The following is a 12,954-nucleotide window of genomic DNA, read 5'->3' as shown; positions in this document are numbered from 1 at the left end:
TGTGCGAGATGCGAGTTGTGTTGTCCACGTACGGGTCGCGCGGTGACGTCCAGCCGCTGGCGGGCCTCGCGGTGAAGCTGCGGGAGCTCGGTGCCGAGGTGCGGGTGTGTGCGCCGCCGGACGAGGAGTTCGCGCAGCGACTGGCCGCCGTCGGGGTGGAGATGGTGCCCGTCGGGGAGTCGGTGCGGGCGCTGGCGAGCGGGGCGTCCTCGCCGACGGTGGACTTCCCGACGCGGGTGGCGAGGCTGGTCGGGCAGTTCCACGAGGCGGTCGCCGCGGCGGCCGAGCCGGGTGGCGCGGTGGTGGCGACCGGACTGTTCCCGGCCGTGGCCGGCGCGCAGGCGGCGGCCGAGCGGGTGGGCGCCCGCTTCACGTACGTCGCGCTGCAGCCGACCATGCTGCCGTCCCCGCACCACCGGCCGTTCGAGTTCCCCAGCCAGCCGTACCCGCCGGAGCTGACCGATCACCGGGAGCTGTGGGAGTTCAACATCGGCACCATGAACGCCCTGTTCCGGGAGCAGGTCAACGCCCACCGGGCGTCGGTCGGCCTCGCGGAGGTGGAGAACGTGCGCGATCACGTGTTCACCGACCGCCCGTGGCTGGCCACCGACCCGCTGCTCGGCCCCTGGCGGCAGCCGGCAGAGCGCGAGGTCGTGCAGACCGGCGCCTGGCTGCTGTCGGACGACCGTCCGCTCCCCGCCGACCTGTCGGCGTTCCTGGCGGCGGGCGAGCCCCCCGTGTACGTGGGCTTCGGCAGCATGCCGCTGCACGGCGCGCCGGACGCCGGACCGGTGGCGATCGAGGCGGTCCGGGCGCTGGGCCGGCGGATCGTGCTCGCCCAGGGCTGGGCGAACCTGGCGCCGGTGGACGGCGGGGACGACTGCTTCGCCGTCGGCGAGGTCAATCAGCAGGCCCTGTTCACCCGGGTCGCCGCGGTCGTCCACCACGGCGGGGCGGGGACCACGACTGCCGCGGCCGTGGCGGGGGCGCCGCAGGTCGTGGTGCCGCAGATCGTCGACCAGCCGTACTGGGCCGACCGCGTCGCCGCTCTGGGCATCGGCGCGGCTCACGACGGCCCAGCGCCGACGGTCGACTCGCTCTCGGCCGCGCTCGAGCAGGTCCTGGCGCCCGAAGTCGGCGCCCGGGCGGCGGCGTTCGCGGGCGAGATCCGCACGGACGGGACGGCGGTGGCGGCGCGGCTGCTCGTCGACGCGGCGGGCTGAGGCCGGGCGGGGTGTCCGCTGGCGCCGGATCCATTCTCTGACTAAGGTCAGAGAATGGATCCGGCGCAGATCGACGCACGCATCGACACCGATACCGGCGCACAGATCGACCAGGTGCGGCGGTTCAACCGCACCGTCACCGAACGCGTGGGCGTGCTCCACGACCACTACCTCGGCCAGGACCGCCCCATCGGCGAGGCCCGACTGCTGTGGGAGGTCGGCGAACAGGGCCAGGACGTGCGCCGGTTGCGGGAACGCCTCGGGCTCGACTCCGGGTACCTCAGCCGACTGCTGCGCTCCCTGGAGGCCGACGGTCTGGTGACGGTCGAGCCGCAGCCCCGGGACAGACGGCTGCGCACCGTCCGGCTCACGGACGCCGGCCGCGCGGAACGCGCCGCGCTCGACGCCCGGAGCGACGAGCTGGCAGCCTCCCTGCTGGAGCCGCTCAACGCCACCCAGCGGGCCCGGCTGGTCGCCGCCATGGCCGAGGTCGACCGGCTGCTGACCGCCGCGACCGTCACCGTGGACACCGTCGACCCGGACCACCCCGACGCCCGGCACTGCCTGCGCTCCTACTACGCCGAGATCCAGGAACGCTTCGAGACCGGCTTCGACCCGGCACGGAGCCTGCTGCCCGACGCGGGCGAACTCCGGCCCCCGCGCGGCCTGTTCCTGGTCGCCCGGCTGCACGGCGAGCCGGTCGGCTGCGCCGGTCTGAAGCTGCTGCCCGACGCCCCGAGCGAGCCGCGTTCAATGACGAGCCGTACGCCCACCACTGGTTCGAGAAGCGGATCGTCTGAGCGGGAGCGGGAAGTCGGCCCTACCGACTTCCCGCTCCCGTCCTGCCCGCCGCGTGCCGCAGCGCGAGGTGGGTCAGCCAGGCCAGGCCGAAGGTGAAGGGGGCGGCGGTGTCCTCGGCCGGGCCGGGAACGGCGGTGCAGACCACCGTGACGGCCAGTGGAACCCAGGCCCGGAGCAGCACCTGTCGCACAACTGCCCTATCCGGCAGGACCTTTGACAGCGCCGGAACGGCAAGTCCGGCCACTGCCAGCGGGATCGTCGGCCCCGCGTGCTTCACGGCCTCGAACACCGTCCAGGCGAGCAGGAACAACCCGAGCCCGCCCCACCCGCACCGGGCGACCCACAGCGCCCGGGCCCCGGTCCCCGCCGAACTCCCCTGAACCGTCACCCCTCCACCGAACCACGGACCCCGGCGCTCCCGCGTCGGACCGGAGACGGAGCAGCCGTGCTACTCCCGGAGGAACTGGCAGCCGGAATCCGGGAGTTTGTCGCCGTTGTGGTCGAAGTACTCCCAGAGCTTCGCCTTCTTGCCCTCCGGCCGGGCCACCACCATCTGACGCAGCGGGGAGTCGGCGACGGTGACGAACGGCGGCTCGGTGACCGTACCGTCCGTCCAGGTCACCTTCACCCGGGCGACGTCGGGGCCGAGGGACAGCGCGACCACGTCGAGCGGGGCCACCGTGTCGTCCTTGCCCCGGTGGCCGACCAGGCCGCCGGCGATGTAGGCCCCGTCGCGGGGGTCGAGCTTGCCCGGCGACGGGGTGATGCCCTCGGCGTCGTGGCCCAGGCGCACTCCGTCCACCGTGAAATAGGTGTTGATCACATCGGAGTTGGGGTCGTAGTACTGGTCGACGAACTCCTTCGTCGGCTTGCTGACCGCCGGGTCGTACGGGCCGCGCTCCTGCCACACCGCCAGCGCCTGCTCGTACGCCCGCTCCTTCGGCGCCACCGGCCACAGCGCCCGCCACAGCTGCCACTCCTTGCCGTCCGGCGTGGTGCCCTGCCCGAGCACCACCCGGATCGGGGTGAACGGGTCCCGCACCGCCGGGGTGGTCGCCACGGCCGACGGCGGGCCGCCGGTGCCGGAGCCGAGCCCGGCACCGGCCGGGACGAGCGGGTGGGAGGCCGCCGGTTCCGGGCGCAGCTCGGCGAGCGCCCCGCCCGACAGCACCACCGCCGTGGCCAGCGCCAGCGCGCCGACCACCGTCCGGCGACGCCGCCGGATCCGGTGCCCGCCCGCCAGGATGTCCGCCACCGGTGCCGGTCCCACCTTCGCCCCCGCCGCCGCCTCGGCCAGGCCGAGGCCGACCCACAGGTCAGTGTCCTTCTCCGCGTTCGCGCTCATACCGCCCCTCCGATCTGTGTCCTGTCCTTGAGCTCCACCAGCGCCGAGACCTGCCGCAGCCGCGCGATGCCCTTCGCCGCATGGCTGCGCACCGCGCCCACCGAGCAGCCCATCGCCGTGGCCGTCTGGCTGTCGCTCAGGTCCTCCCAGTGCCGCAGCACCACGGCCTCGCGCTGACGCGGCGGCAGGGTGGCGAGCGCGGCCAGCAGCGGCCCGCGCTGGTCCGAGCGGGCGAAACCGTCCTCCACCCCCGCCGTGTCCGGCACCGCGTCCACCAGCAGCTCCGGTGGGCGCCGGCGCCAACGCCGGGCGTGCTGGTTGACCAGGATCCGCCGCACATACGCGTACGGATCGTCCGCCCGCCGTACCTTCGGCCAGGCCGCGCAGGCCTTCTCCGCCGCGGACTGCACCAGGTCCTCCGCCGCGTACTGCTCTCCGGCCAGCAGGAACGCCGTCCGTACCAGTCGGGGCCAGACCCCGACGATGAACGCCCGGAACTCCTCGTCCCGCGCACTCCTCGGATCTCCCATGAGCACCTCCTCACCCACCCAGAGCCCGGGCGGGGACGAAAGCGCTTACTCCGCGCCGCCGCCGGTCCCCAATTCCCGCGCGCCCGGCTACCGCGCTCGTTACGATCCGCCGAATGATCATCTCTCATGACGTATCCGGAACCGGACCCGCCGTTGTCCTCCTGCACTCCTCGGTGTGCGACCGACGGATGTGGGACCCGCAGTGGCAGGCCCTGCTCGACGCCGGCCACCGGGTGATCCGCTGCGACTTCCGCGGCTTCGGCGACACGCCCCTCGCCGATGCCCCCTACGGCGTCGCAGCCGACGTCCTGGCCCTGCTCGACCACCTCGACATCGAGACCACCGCCCTCATCGGCGCCTCCTACGGCGGCCGCATCGCCCTGACGGTCGCGGCCCTCCGCCCGACGGCGGTGACCGCGCTCGCCCTCCTCGGCGCGGCCAAGTCCGGACACGAGCCGAGCGACACCCTCCTCGCCTTCGACGCCCAGGAGGAGGAACTGCTCACGGCGGGCGACATCGAGGGCGCCGTCGAACTCAACGTCCGGACCTGGCTGGGCCCGGAGGCCGACGAGGCGACCCGCGAGCTGGTCCGCCGGATGCAGCGGCACAACTTCGAGGTGCAGCTGACGGCACAGGTCGGCCCGCGGAAGGAGGAGGTCGACCTCACCCGGATCACCGCTCCCACCCTGGCCCTCTCCGGCGCCCACGACCTCCCCGACTTCCGCCAGATCGCCGCCTCCCTGCCGACCCTGCTCCCGAACGCCCGCCACCGCGAACTGCCCTGGGCCGGCCACCTCCCCAACCTCGAGCGCCCGGCCGAGGTGACGGCGCTGCTCACCGACTTCCTGCGGGAGTCGCTGGCAGGCCGGTAGGGACGGGCCGGGGCAGGAAGTCGACCGGGCCGACTTCCTGCCCCGGGCGTCTCGCGATTCCGAAGCCGACAAGAATTCTGTCCTTGACAAATTTTCTTGTCGGAGTGATTCTGGAACCATGCTGGACGTCGCCGTGATCGAAGAGCCCGCCGCGGCCGAGGCCTCCCTGGACCCGATACGGGCCCGGATCCTCGCCGCCCTCGCCGAACCCGGTTCGGCCGCCATGCTGGCCTCCCGCCTGGGGCTGCCCCGGCAGAAGGTCAACTACCACCTGAAGGAGCTGGAGCGGCACAAGCTCGTCGAACTCGCCGAGGAACGGCGCAAGGGCAACGTCACCGAACGGGTGTACCGGGCCACCGCCGCCTCGTACGTGATCTCGCCGAGCGTCCTGGCCGCGGTGAGCCCGGACCCCTCGCGCTCGCCGGACCAGCTCTCCGCCCGCTGGCTGCTGGCGCTGGGGTCGCGGCTGGTGCAGGAGGTCGGGGCGCTGCTGACCGGGGCCTCCCGGGCCAGGAAGCGGGTCGCCACCTTCGGGATCGACGCGCAGGTGCGGTTCGCCTCGGCGGCCGACCGGGCGGCCTTCGCCGAGGAGCTGTCCCAGGCGGTGGCGACGCTGGTCAGCCGCTACCACGACGAGTCCGCCCCCGGGGGCCGTGGCCACCGGGTGGTCGTCGGGCTCCATCAGATCCCCGCGGCGCCACCCGCGTCGCCCGACGCCGCAGCCCCCGACGCCGCGTCCTCCGACGCGGTGTCGGCCGACCTGGCCGAGGATGCCGGGACCGAACCGGAACAGGAGAACCCCCGATGACGCACCCGTTCGAGATCGAGCTGAAGACGACCCTGCCGGCGAGTCCGGAGGAGGTCTGGGAGGCGATCGCCACCGGACCGGGACTCGACTCCTGGTTCATGGGCCGCAACGAGCTCGACCCGCGTGAGGGCGGGGCCGCCGTCATGGACATCGGGGGCCACCGCGAGCAGGCGGTGATCACCGCCTACGAACCCGGCAAGCGCCTGGCCACCCGTACGGCCACCGGCGAGGACGGCCGGTTCATGGCCTTCGAGTACCTGGTGGAGGGGCGGGACGGCGGCAGCACCGTGCTCCGCGTCGTCCACAGCGGACTGCTCGGCGACGACTGGCAGGACGAGTACGACGCGCTGCGCCGCGGCTGGCCGTTCCACCTCAACACGCTCCGCGAGTACCTCACCCACTTTCAAGGGCGCACCGCCGTACCGGTGTTCGCCGCCGCGCCGTCCGGCGGGCGGGCGGATCCGGAGGTGCGGGCGGCGCTCGCCGACGCCCTCGCGCTGCCGCTCCCGGTCACCGCGGGCGCGCCGGTCCACGCCGCGCCGGCCGGCCTGCCGCCGCTGGACGGTGAGGTGGTCTGGGCGGACGACGAGCGTTTCGAGGTCCGCTCCGCCGACGCGATCCACACCTTCCACCACGGCGGCGGCATGGTCCTGATGTTCCATCACCTGTTCGGTCCGGCGCCGGAGGGCATCGACGCTTCCTGGCAGCGGTGGCTGGCCGGGCTCCTCGGCTGAGCCCCGAACACGTACACCAGTAGACACACGAGAACCGAGGAACCACTCATGCGCACCCTGATCAGCACCGCCTTCATCTCGCTCGACGGCGTCGTCGAGGGCCCCGGCGGCGAACCCGGCTACCGCAACTCCGGCTGGACCTTCAAGGACGTCGAGTTCGTCCCCGAGGCCTACGAGATCAAGGAGCGGGAGCAGCAGGAGGCCACCGCGATCCTGATGGGCCGTGTCAGCTACGAGGCGTTCAGCCCGGTGTGGCCGGACATGGCGGAGTTCGCCCGCTACAAGACGATGCCGAAGTACGTCGTCTCCACCACCCTCACCGACGACGCCCTGGTCTCCGACTGGGGTGAGACCACCATCCTGCGCTCGCTGGACGAGGTCGCCGCCCTGAAGGAGACCGAGGGCGGCCCCATCATCGTCCACGGCAGTGCCACCTTGAACCGGGCCCTCTCGGACGCGGGCCTGATCGACCGCTACCACCTGCTCGTCTACCCGCTGCTGCTCGGCGCCGGCAAGCGCCTGTTCAGCAGCACGGACAAGGACACCCAGAAGCTGAAGCTGGTCGAGCACGCGGTCTACAGCAACGGCCTGCAGAAGCAGGTCTTCGACGTGGTCCGCTGACGGGGCCCGAAGGCGCGGCTCGTAGGCGTGACTCGTAGGCGAGGCCCGAAGGCGGGATCCGAAGCAGCCTTCCCCGCCCTGGCCCCCGATGCGCCCACCGCGTGGTGACTATTGGCCAGGGCGGTGAAAAGGCAGGACTCGAACGTGTGTCGGGCACCATCATGAGGGGATGCACCTCACCTCTCACACCTCCTCGAACGGCGTCACGCAGCACCGCTTCACCCTCGACGGCGTACCCGGCGTGCTCTGGCAGCCGGACGGATCCGCCCTTGGTGCGAGGCCACTGGTGCTGCTGGGGCACGGCGGCGGGCAGCACAAGCTGGGGCCGGGCGTGGTGGAGCGGGCCCACAGATGCGTGACGCGGTACGGGTGGGCGGCGGTGTCGCTGGACGCGCCCGGGCACGGCGAGCGGGAGCGCACCGCGCAGGACGAGCGATTCGCCACGGAGATCGGGGAGTTGCTGGCGGCCGGGCGGCCGATCAGCGCGTGGGTGGCGCGGCACACGGCGGCGCTCGCGGAGCGGGCCGTGCCCGAGTGGCGGGCGGTGCTGGACGCGCTGGACAAGGCCGCCGGCGGTCTCGGCCCGGTCGGCTACTGGGGGTTGTCGCTGGGCAGCGTGATCGGCATCCCCCTGGTCGCGGCCGAACCCCGCATCACCGCGGCGGTGTTCGGGCTGACCGGGCACGCGTCCCAGCTGGAGGCGGCTCGGCGGGTCGGGGTGCCGGTGCGGTTCGTGCTGCAGTGGGACGACGAACTCGTGCCGCGCGAGAGCGCGTTGGCGGTGTACGGCGCGCTGGGATCGACGGAGCGGACGCTGCACGCCAATCCCGGGGGCCATCTGGCGGTTCCCGACTTCGAGCTGGACTCCTCGGAGCGGTTCCTGCTCCGGAAGCTCGGCGCGCAGGCGCGTGCAGCCGACTGACGGAAGCCCGCGCGAGCACATCCCGGATCGAACACGTTTCCGCCGCATCGGCATCCCGTTTCACAGGATTCCCACAGCTTGGGGTGTCCGTATTGCCGCGGTGGGGGGAATTTGTCACGGATTGGTTGGCATGGGCACATTCCGGGGTCCGTTACCGGCAAGTAAAACTTCGCAAAGAATCGCCCTCTTCAACCACTCGCCGGGGGCGAATCTTCAACAGAATGTTGCAGCTCAGCGGCCTGTCGGTCACTCACGGTTGATTTGGTGTAACGCCACGCGCCTGTCCCGATCGGCAATCCGCAGGAGTACGGTTCCCAACGAATCGCCGAACGGGCTCCCGAGCAATCTCCCGAGCCCCCTCGGCCGTACCGGGAATTGGTGCGCTGTATGGCTCAACAAAAGGGTGGGGAAGGTGTCTTCGGTGAAACCTCCGAAGGTGCCGCCGGGGTTGCCCGTCCGATATCCGTCAAGTCAGTCGCCGAAGTCCTGCGCGGTGTCGCCCAGGTCGATTTCATGCCGTCCGCCGTGTGCGGACTCCTCTTCGTCGCCGCACTGTTCGCCGCCGGCTGGCAGTACGGCCTCCACGGCCTGCTCGGCAGCGCCGTCTCCACCGCCGTCGGTCAGGGGCTGCTCGGCTGCAGCGGCGTGCTGGTGGCGCCGGCGCTGTGCGGGGTGTTCGTCGCGCCCGGCGGCTGGAGCGCGGCCTACGCCGTACTCGGCGCGGCCGCCGCGACCGTGCTGACCCCGGCGCTCGGCGCGATCTCCGCGCCCTTCGGCGGCCACGCCTTCACCTGGCCGTTCGTCCTGACCACCATGCTTTTCCTGGCAGCGGTACCGGCGATTCCCCGGCTGCGTCGGGTCTGAGCGCGGTAGGCGTCGAACCCGGTTCTCCTCCGTCCAACTCCCTTGCATTTCATCGGATTCTCGGAAAGGACGAGTGATTCCCGTGAATCTCTCCCCGCGTGAGATGGACAAGCTCTACATCTACGTCGTGGCCGATCTGGCCCGTAAACGCCGCGACCGCGGCGTCAAGCTCAACTACAGCGAGGCCTGCGCGCTGATCAGCGAGGCGATCATGGAGGGCGCCCGGGACGGCCGCACCGTCGCCGAGTGCATGGAGATCGGCAAGCAGGTCGTCAGCGGCGCGGACGTCATGCCCGGCGTGCGCGAGATGCTGCCGCTGCTCCAGGTCGAGGCGGCGTTCCTGGACGGCACCAAGCTGGTCTCCTGTCACGACCCGGTGGGTGCCTGAGCCATGACCGCACGACAGGCCGCGGGGATCGGGCCCGCCACCGTCGTGCTGGCCGGCGGCCACGAGAGCGACGGCGGACGTGACCTGGCCGCCCTGGTGGAGCCGCGATCCACGGCGAACGGGCCCACCGTGCACGCCGTCGCCGCCGTGGGCCGCCCACTGTCCGAGGCCGTACGGTCGGCGCTGGCCGCCACCGACGGACCGGTGTGCGTCGTGCCGATGACGCTCGGACGCGACCCCGGGCTGGTCGCCGACACCGCCCGCGCCCTGCGCTGGCTGGCGGCCGACCAGGGCCGGGGACGCCTCGCGCTCACCGCCGCCTTCGGCGCCGCCGAGCACCTGATCGGCTGGCTGCGCGCCGCGGCCGGAGCCGGCGGCGAGGGCGCCGTCCTGGTCACCGCCCCGGCGGCCGGCCCCTTCGAGGACGCCGAACTGTTCCGGATCGCCCGCCTGGTCCGCCAGTACGGGCGCCACCGCTGGGTCGAGGTGGCCCTCGCGGGTGGCGACCCGGACCCCGCCGAGGGCGCCGAGCGCTGCCGCCTGCTCGGGGCGGCGGAGGTGACGGCCGTCCCGGCCTCCTTCGGGCCGGCGCTGCGCACCGCCCTGCCCGGTGTACGGGACGGCGGGCCGCTGCTGCGGCCGTCCGCGATCGCCGGGGTCGTCGCGGCCCGGACGGCGGCGGCGCTGCACCTGCTCGGCCACGGCGAGGACGGCATCGCGGCCGGCCTCGACGCCGAGCACGGGCACGGCTACGCGCACAGCCACGGGCCCGGCGAGGCGCACTCCCACAGCCACCCCCACACGCACCAACACCCCCGCACCCAGGCACACACCCCCGCACACACCCCCCACTGAACCGGCAGAGAGGAAGGCCAGCCATGTCTGGTGGCGCCAAGTACCTGTACGGCGACGACCCGGTGGAGATCAACGCCGGCCGCGCGAAGGCCGTCATCACGGTCAGCAACACGGGCGACCGGGCGATCCAGGTCGGTTCCCACTACCACTTCTTCGAGGCCAACCGCGCCCTCGACTTCGACCGCAACGCGGCCTTCGGCAAGCACCTCGACATCCCGGCGGGCACCGCCGTCCGCTTCGAGCCCGGCGACACCAAGGACGTCACGCTCGCCGAGTTCGGCGGCCACCGTCGTCTGGTCGGCTTCAGCAACCTCGTGGACGGCGGCACCACCGCGCCCGCCACCCGCGCCCGCGCCATCGACCGGGCGATCGCCCTCGGCTTCAAGGGCACCAACCTCGATCTCAAGGAAGACCACCCCCGCGCGGACTTCCACACCGAGAGCCGCGAGGACCGCGAGAACCACGAGAACACCGAGAACCGCGAGAGCCGCAAGGAAGGCGACCGCTGATGGCCATCCTGTCCCGCAAGCAGTACACCGACCTCTTCGGCCCCACCGTCGGCGACCGCTTCCACCTCGCCGACACCAACCTGGTGGTCGAGATCGAGCAGGACCACAACCAGGGCCACTACGGCGACGAGGCCGTCTACGGCGGCGGCAAGGGCATCCGCGACGGCATGGCCCAGGACCCGGCCGCCACCTCCGTGCAGGGCGCGCTCGACCTGGTCATCACCAACGTGATCGTCATGGACCCGGTGCTCGGCGTCGTCAAGGGCGACATCGGCGTCAAGGACGGCTTCATCACCGCCGTCGGCAAGGCCGGCAACCCGCACACCCAGAGCGGGGTGCACCCCCGGCTGGTGATCGGCCCCGGCACCGAGGTGATCTCCGGCGAGCACCTGATCGCCACCGCCGGCGGCATCGACACCCACATCCACTTCATCGCCCCGCAGCAGGTCCAGGAGGCGCTGAGCAACGGCATCACCACCCTGATCGGCGGCGGCACCGGCCCGTCCGACGGCACCAACGGCACCACCTGCACCCCCGGCCCGTGGAACATCGGGCGGATGTACCAGGCGGTCGAGGACCTCCCGGTCAACGTCGGCCTGCTCGGCAAGGGCAACGGCTCGCTGCCGGGCGCGCTGCGCGAGCAGGTCGAGGCGGGCGTGTGCGGCCTGAAGGTGCACGAGGACTGGGGCAGCACCCCGGCCGCGATCGACAGCGCGCTGGGCGTCGCCGACGAGTACGACGTGCAGGTGGCCATCCACACCGACACCCTGAACGAGTCCGGCTACTTCGAGGACACCCTCTCCGCGATCGACGGCCGCACCATCCACACCTTCCACACCGAGGGCGCGGGCGGCGGCCACGCCCCCGACATCATGCGGATCGCCGGCGAGCCCAACGTGCTGCCGTCCTCCACCAACCCGACGCTGCCCTACACCGTCAACTCGGTGGACGAGCTGCTGGACATGGTGATGGTCTGCCACCACCTCAGCCACGACATCCCCGAGGACGTCTCCTTCGCCGACTCCCGGGTGCGCGCCGAGACCATCGCCGCCGAGACCGTGCTGCACGACGAGGGCGTGATCTCGATCTTCTCCTCCGACTCGCAGGCCATGGGCCGGATCGGGGAGTCCTTCACCCGCGCCTTCCAGACCGCTCACCACTGCAAGGAGCAGCGCGGCAAGCTGGCCGGCGACACCGAGCGCAACGACAACTTCCGCGTCCTGCGCTACCTCGCCAAGCTCACCATCAACCCGGCCGTCGCCTCCGGCACCGCCGACCACATCGGCTCGCTGGAGCCCGGCAAGCTGGCCGACATCGTGCTCTGGCCGATCAACTCCTTCGCCGCCAAGCCCAAGATGGTCATCAAGGGCGGCGTGATCAACTGGGCCCTGATGGGCGACCCGAACGCCTCGCTGCCCACCCCGCAGCCGGTCTACTACCGCCCGATGTTCGGCGCGTACGGGCGGGCCAAGCAGGCCACCCGGGTCTCGTTCATGTCCCGGGCCGCCGTGGACCTCGGGGTCCCGGACCGACTCGGGCTGGACAGCCGGGTGCTGCCGGTGCGGCGGTGCCGCTCGGTGGGCAAGCAGCACATGGTGCGCAACGACGCGCTGCCGAAGATCGCGGTCGACCCGGAGACGTACAAGGTCACCCTGGACGGCGAACCGGCCACCATCGAGCCCGCCCGCGAGCTGCCGCTCAACCACCTGTTCTACCTCGCATGAGCATCACCTCGCGCTCGGCCTCGGCCTCGGCCCCGGCCTCGGAGTCGGTCTCGGCCCCGGGCAACGGCCTGGACGCCCTGCTGGTCAGCCTCCAGCTGACCGACTCCGCCTTCCCCAGCGGCTTCTACACCCTCTCGCACGGACTGGAGGGCTACGCCCAGGCCAAGGCCGTCACCCCGGACACCATGCCCGAGCTGCTCGCCGACCTGCTGCGGCACAGCGTCGGACCGTCCGACGCCACGGCACTGGCGCTGGCCCACCGGGCCGCCTCGGCCGGGGACTGGCAGCTGCTGGCCGAGACCGACCAGCGGCTGCACGCCACCAAGCTCAACCGCGAGCTGCGGCTGGCCGCCACCCGTACCGGGCGCCAACTCCTGGACATCGCCCGGGAGTCGGTGGGCGGCGAGCCGCTGGAGCGGTACGCCGAACTGGTGGCCGCCAAGCGGGCCCCCGGCTGCCAGGCGGTGGCGGCCGGGGTCGTCTACGCCTCGGCCGCCGTCCCCGTCGAACAGGCCGTCGCCAGCGACCTGTTCGCCTTCTGCGCCAGCTTCGTCGGCGCCGCGCTGCGGCTGCGGCTGACCGACCACCGCAAGGCGCAGGTGGTGCTGCGGGCCGTGGCGCCGGTGATCCGGGAGGTGGTGGCGGCCGCCCTGGTGCGGGAGTCGGCCGACCTCGGCGGCTGCGTGCCGGTCGCGGACGCGATGTCCGGGCGGCACGAGCGGGCCGAGGCCCGGCTGTTCGCGAGCTGAACCCCCTTC

The 12,954-nt window shown here is 72.5% G+C and carries 15 protein-coding genes; 13 read left to right on the top strand and 2 right to left on the bottom strand.

The genetic code is table 11. The features are described 5' to 3' along the window. Nucleotides 1-8 precede the first annotated feature (8 nt). Complete coding sequence (locus ACFVWU_RS02650; protein WP_387614544.1) at nucleotides 9-1,223, top strand: glycosyltransferase; 1,215 nt, start codon at nucleotides 9-11, stop codon at nucleotides 1,221-1,223. A gap of 54 nt (nucleotides 1,224-1,277) precedes the next feature. Further along, on the top strand, nucleotides 1,278-2,120 hold the full coding sequence (locus tag ACFVWU_RS02645) for a MarR family winged helix-turn-helix transcriptional regulator (RefSeq protein ID WP_387614473.1): 843 nt from the start codon (nucleotides 1,278-1,280) through the stop codon (nucleotides 2,118-2,120). Nucleotides 2,121-2,472: 352 nt separating this feature from the next. On the opposite strand, the gene ACFVWU_RS02640 is transcribed toward ACFVWU_RS02645, so the two are convergent. Both ACFVWU_RS02640 and ACFVWU_RS02635 read right to left on the bottom strand, forming a co-directional pair. Next, nucleotides 2,473-3,369, bottom strand: a complete 897-nt coding sequence (locus tag ACFVWU_RS02640; RefSeq protein ID WP_387614470.1) for a hypothetical protein — start codon at nucleotides 3,367-3,369, stop codon at nucleotides 2,473-2,475. Continuing rightward, on the bottom strand, nucleotides 3,366-3,899 hold the full coding sequence (locus ACFVWU_RS02635) for a SigE family RNA polymerase sigma factor (RefSeq protein ID WP_387614467.1): 534 nt from the start codon (nucleotides 3,897-3,899) through the stop codon (nucleotides 3,366-3,368). The genes ACFVWU_RS02640 and ACFVWU_RS02635 overlap by 4 nt, the downstream gene beginning before the upstream one ends. Nucleotides 3,900-4,012: 113 nt before the next feature. On the opposite strand from ACFVWU_RS02635, the gene ACFVWU_RS02630 reads away from it, so the two are divergent. The 11 genes from ACFVWU_RS02630 to ACFVWU_RS02580 all read left to right on the top strand — a co-directional run bounded on the left by ACFVWU_RS02630 (nucleotide 4,013) and on the right by ACFVWU_RS02580 (nucleotide 12,945). Continuing rightward, entirely contained in the window at nucleotides 4,013-4,771 is a 759-nt protein-coding gene (locus ACFVWU_RS02630; protein WP_387614465.1) for an alpha/beta fold hydrolase, read from the top strand. A gap of 118 nt (nucleotides 4,772-4,889) precedes the next feature. Next, on the top strand, nucleotides 4,890-5,579 hold the full coding sequence (locus tag ACFVWU_RS02625) for an ArsR/SmtB family transcription factor (RefSeq protein ID WP_387614462.1): 690 nt from the start codon (nucleotides 4,890-4,892) through the stop codon (nucleotides 5,577-5,579). Next, complete coding sequence (locus tag ACFVWU_RS02620) at nucleotides 5,576-6,313, top strand: SRPBCC domain-containing protein (protein WP_387614459.1); 738 nt, start codon at nucleotides 5,576-5,578, stop codon at nucleotides 6,311-6,313. Before ACFVWU_RS02625 ends, ACFVWU_RS02620 begins: the two co-directional genes overlap by 4 nt. A gap of 48 nt (nucleotides 6,314-6,361) precedes the next feature. Continuing rightward, nucleotides 6,362-6,934 (top strand): dihydrofolate reductase family protein, encoded by a 573-nt coding sequence (locus tag ACFVWU_RS02615; protein ID WP_387614456.1) that lies wholly within the window; start codon nucleotides 6,362-6,364, stop codon nucleotides 6,932-6,934. 169 nt (nucleotides 6,935-7,103) lie between these two features. After that, on the top strand, nucleotides 7,104-7,856 hold the full coding sequence (locus ACFVWU_RS02610) for an alpha/beta hydrolase (RefSeq protein WP_387614453.1): 753 nt from the start codon (nucleotides 7,104-7,106) through the stop codon (nucleotides 7,854-7,856). Between the two features lie 387 nt (nucleotides 7,857-8,243). After that, nucleotides 8,244-8,720 carry an urea transporter gene (locus ACFVWU_RS02605; protein WP_387614450.1) on the top strand — a complete coding sequence of 159 codons (477 nt, stop codon included), beginning with the start codon at nucleotides 8,244-8,246 and terminating at the stop codon, nucleotides 8,718-8,720. Between the two features lie 82 nt (nucleotides 8,721-8,802). After that, entirely contained in the window at nucleotides 8,803-9,108 is a 306-nt protein-coding gene (locus ACFVWU_RS02600) for an urease subunit gamma (RefSeq protein ID WP_316524538.1), read from the top strand. Nucleotides 9,109-9,111: 3 nt separating this feature from the next. Beyond that, nucleotides 9,112-9,963 (top strand): cobalamin biosynthesis protein CbiX, encoded by an 852-nt coding sequence (locus tag ACFVWU_RS02595; protein ID WP_387614446.1) that lies wholly within the window; start codon nucleotides 9,112-9,114, stop codon nucleotides 9,961-9,963. 23 nt (nucleotides 9,964-9,986) lie between these two features. Next, nucleotides 9,987-10,472 carry an urease subunit beta gene (locus ACFVWU_RS02590; RefSeq protein WP_387614443.1) on the top strand — a complete coding sequence of 162 codons (486 nt, stop codon included), beginning with the start codon at nucleotides 9,987-9,989 and terminating at the stop codon, nucleotides 10,470-10,472. Then, on the top strand, nucleotides 10,472-12,196 hold the full coding sequence (ureC, locus tag ACFVWU_RS02585; protein ID WP_387614440.1) for an urease subunit alpha: 1,725 nt from the start codon (nucleotides 10,472-10,474) through the stop codon (nucleotides 12,194-12,196). Before ACFVWU_RS02590 ends, ureC begins: the two co-directional genes overlap by 1 nt. Continuing rightward, complete coding sequence (locus ACFVWU_RS02580) at nucleotides 12,193-12,945, top strand: urease accessory protein UreF (protein WP_387614438.1); 753 nt, start codon at nucleotides 12,193-12,195, stop codon at nucleotides 12,943-12,945. Before ureC ends, ACFVWU_RS02580 begins: the two co-directional genes overlap by 4 nt. The last annotated feature ends 9 nt before the right edge of the window (nucleotides 12,946-12,954 follow it).

It is taken from the genome of Kitasatospora sp. NPDC058190 (assembly GCF_042883685.1).
GTDB lineage: Bacteria > Actinomycetota > Actinomycetes > Streptomycetales > Streptomycetaceae > Kitasatospora.
This window is presented reverse-complemented; position numbering and strand designations above follow the sequence as displayed.

Coding starts and splice junctions, on each gene's coding strand:
- ACFVWU_RS02615 (WP_387614456.1), top strand. CDS start 6,362: ATGCGCACCCTGATCAGCACCGCCTTCATCTCGCTCGACGGCGTCGTC.
- ACFVWU_RS02605 (WP_387614450.1), top strand. CDS start 8,244: ATGGCTCAACAAAAGGGTGGGGAAGGTGTCTTCGGTGAAACCTCCGAA.
- ACFVWU_RS02590 (WP_387614443.1), top strand. CDS start 9,987: ATGTCTGGTGGCGCCAAGTACCTGTACGGCGACGACCCGGTGGAGATC.
- ACFVWU_RS02610 (WP_387614453.1), top strand. CDS start 7,104: ATGCACCTCACCTCTCACACCTCCTCGAACGGCGTCACGCAGCACCGC.
- ACFVWU_RS02580 (WP_387614438.1), top strand. CDS start 12,193: ATGAGCATCACCTCGCGCTCGGCCTCGGCCTCGGCCCCGGCCTCGGAG.
- ACFVWU_RS02640 (WP_387614470.1), bottom strand. CDS start 3,369: ATGAGCGCGAACGCGGAGAAGGACACTGACCTGTGGGTCGGCCTCGGC.
- ACFVWU_RS02620 (WP_387614459.1), top strand. CDS start 5,576: ATGACGCACCCGTTCGAGATCGAGCTGAAGACGACCCTGCCGGCGAGT.
- ACFVWU_RS02645 (WP_387614473.1), top strand. CDS start 1,278: ATGGATCCGGCGCAGATCGACGCACGCATCGACACCGATACCGGCGCA.
- ACFVWU_RS02625 (WP_387614462.1), top strand. CDS start 4,890: ATGCTGGACGTCGCCGTGATCGAAGAGCCCGCCGCGGCCGAGGCCTCC.
- ACFVWU_RS02650 (WP_387614544.1), top strand. CDS start 9: ATGCGAGTTGTGTTGTCCACGTACGGGTCGCGCGGTGACGTCCAGCCG.
- ACFVWU_RS02595 (WP_387614446.1), top strand. CDS start 9,112: ATGACCGCACGACAGGCCGCGGGGATCGGGCCCGCCACCGTCGTGCTG.
- ACFVWU_RS02630 (WP_387614465.1), top strand. CDS start 4,013: ATGATCATCTCTCATGACGTATCCGGAACCGGACCCGCCGTTGTCCTC.
- ureC (WP_387614440.1), top strand. CDS start 10,472: ATGGCCATCCTGTCCCGCAAGCAGTACACCGACCTCTTCGGCCCCACC.
- ACFVWU_RS02635 (WP_387614467.1), bottom strand. CDS start 3,899: ATGGGAGATCCGAGGAGTGCGCGGGACGAGGAGTTCCGGGCGTTCATC.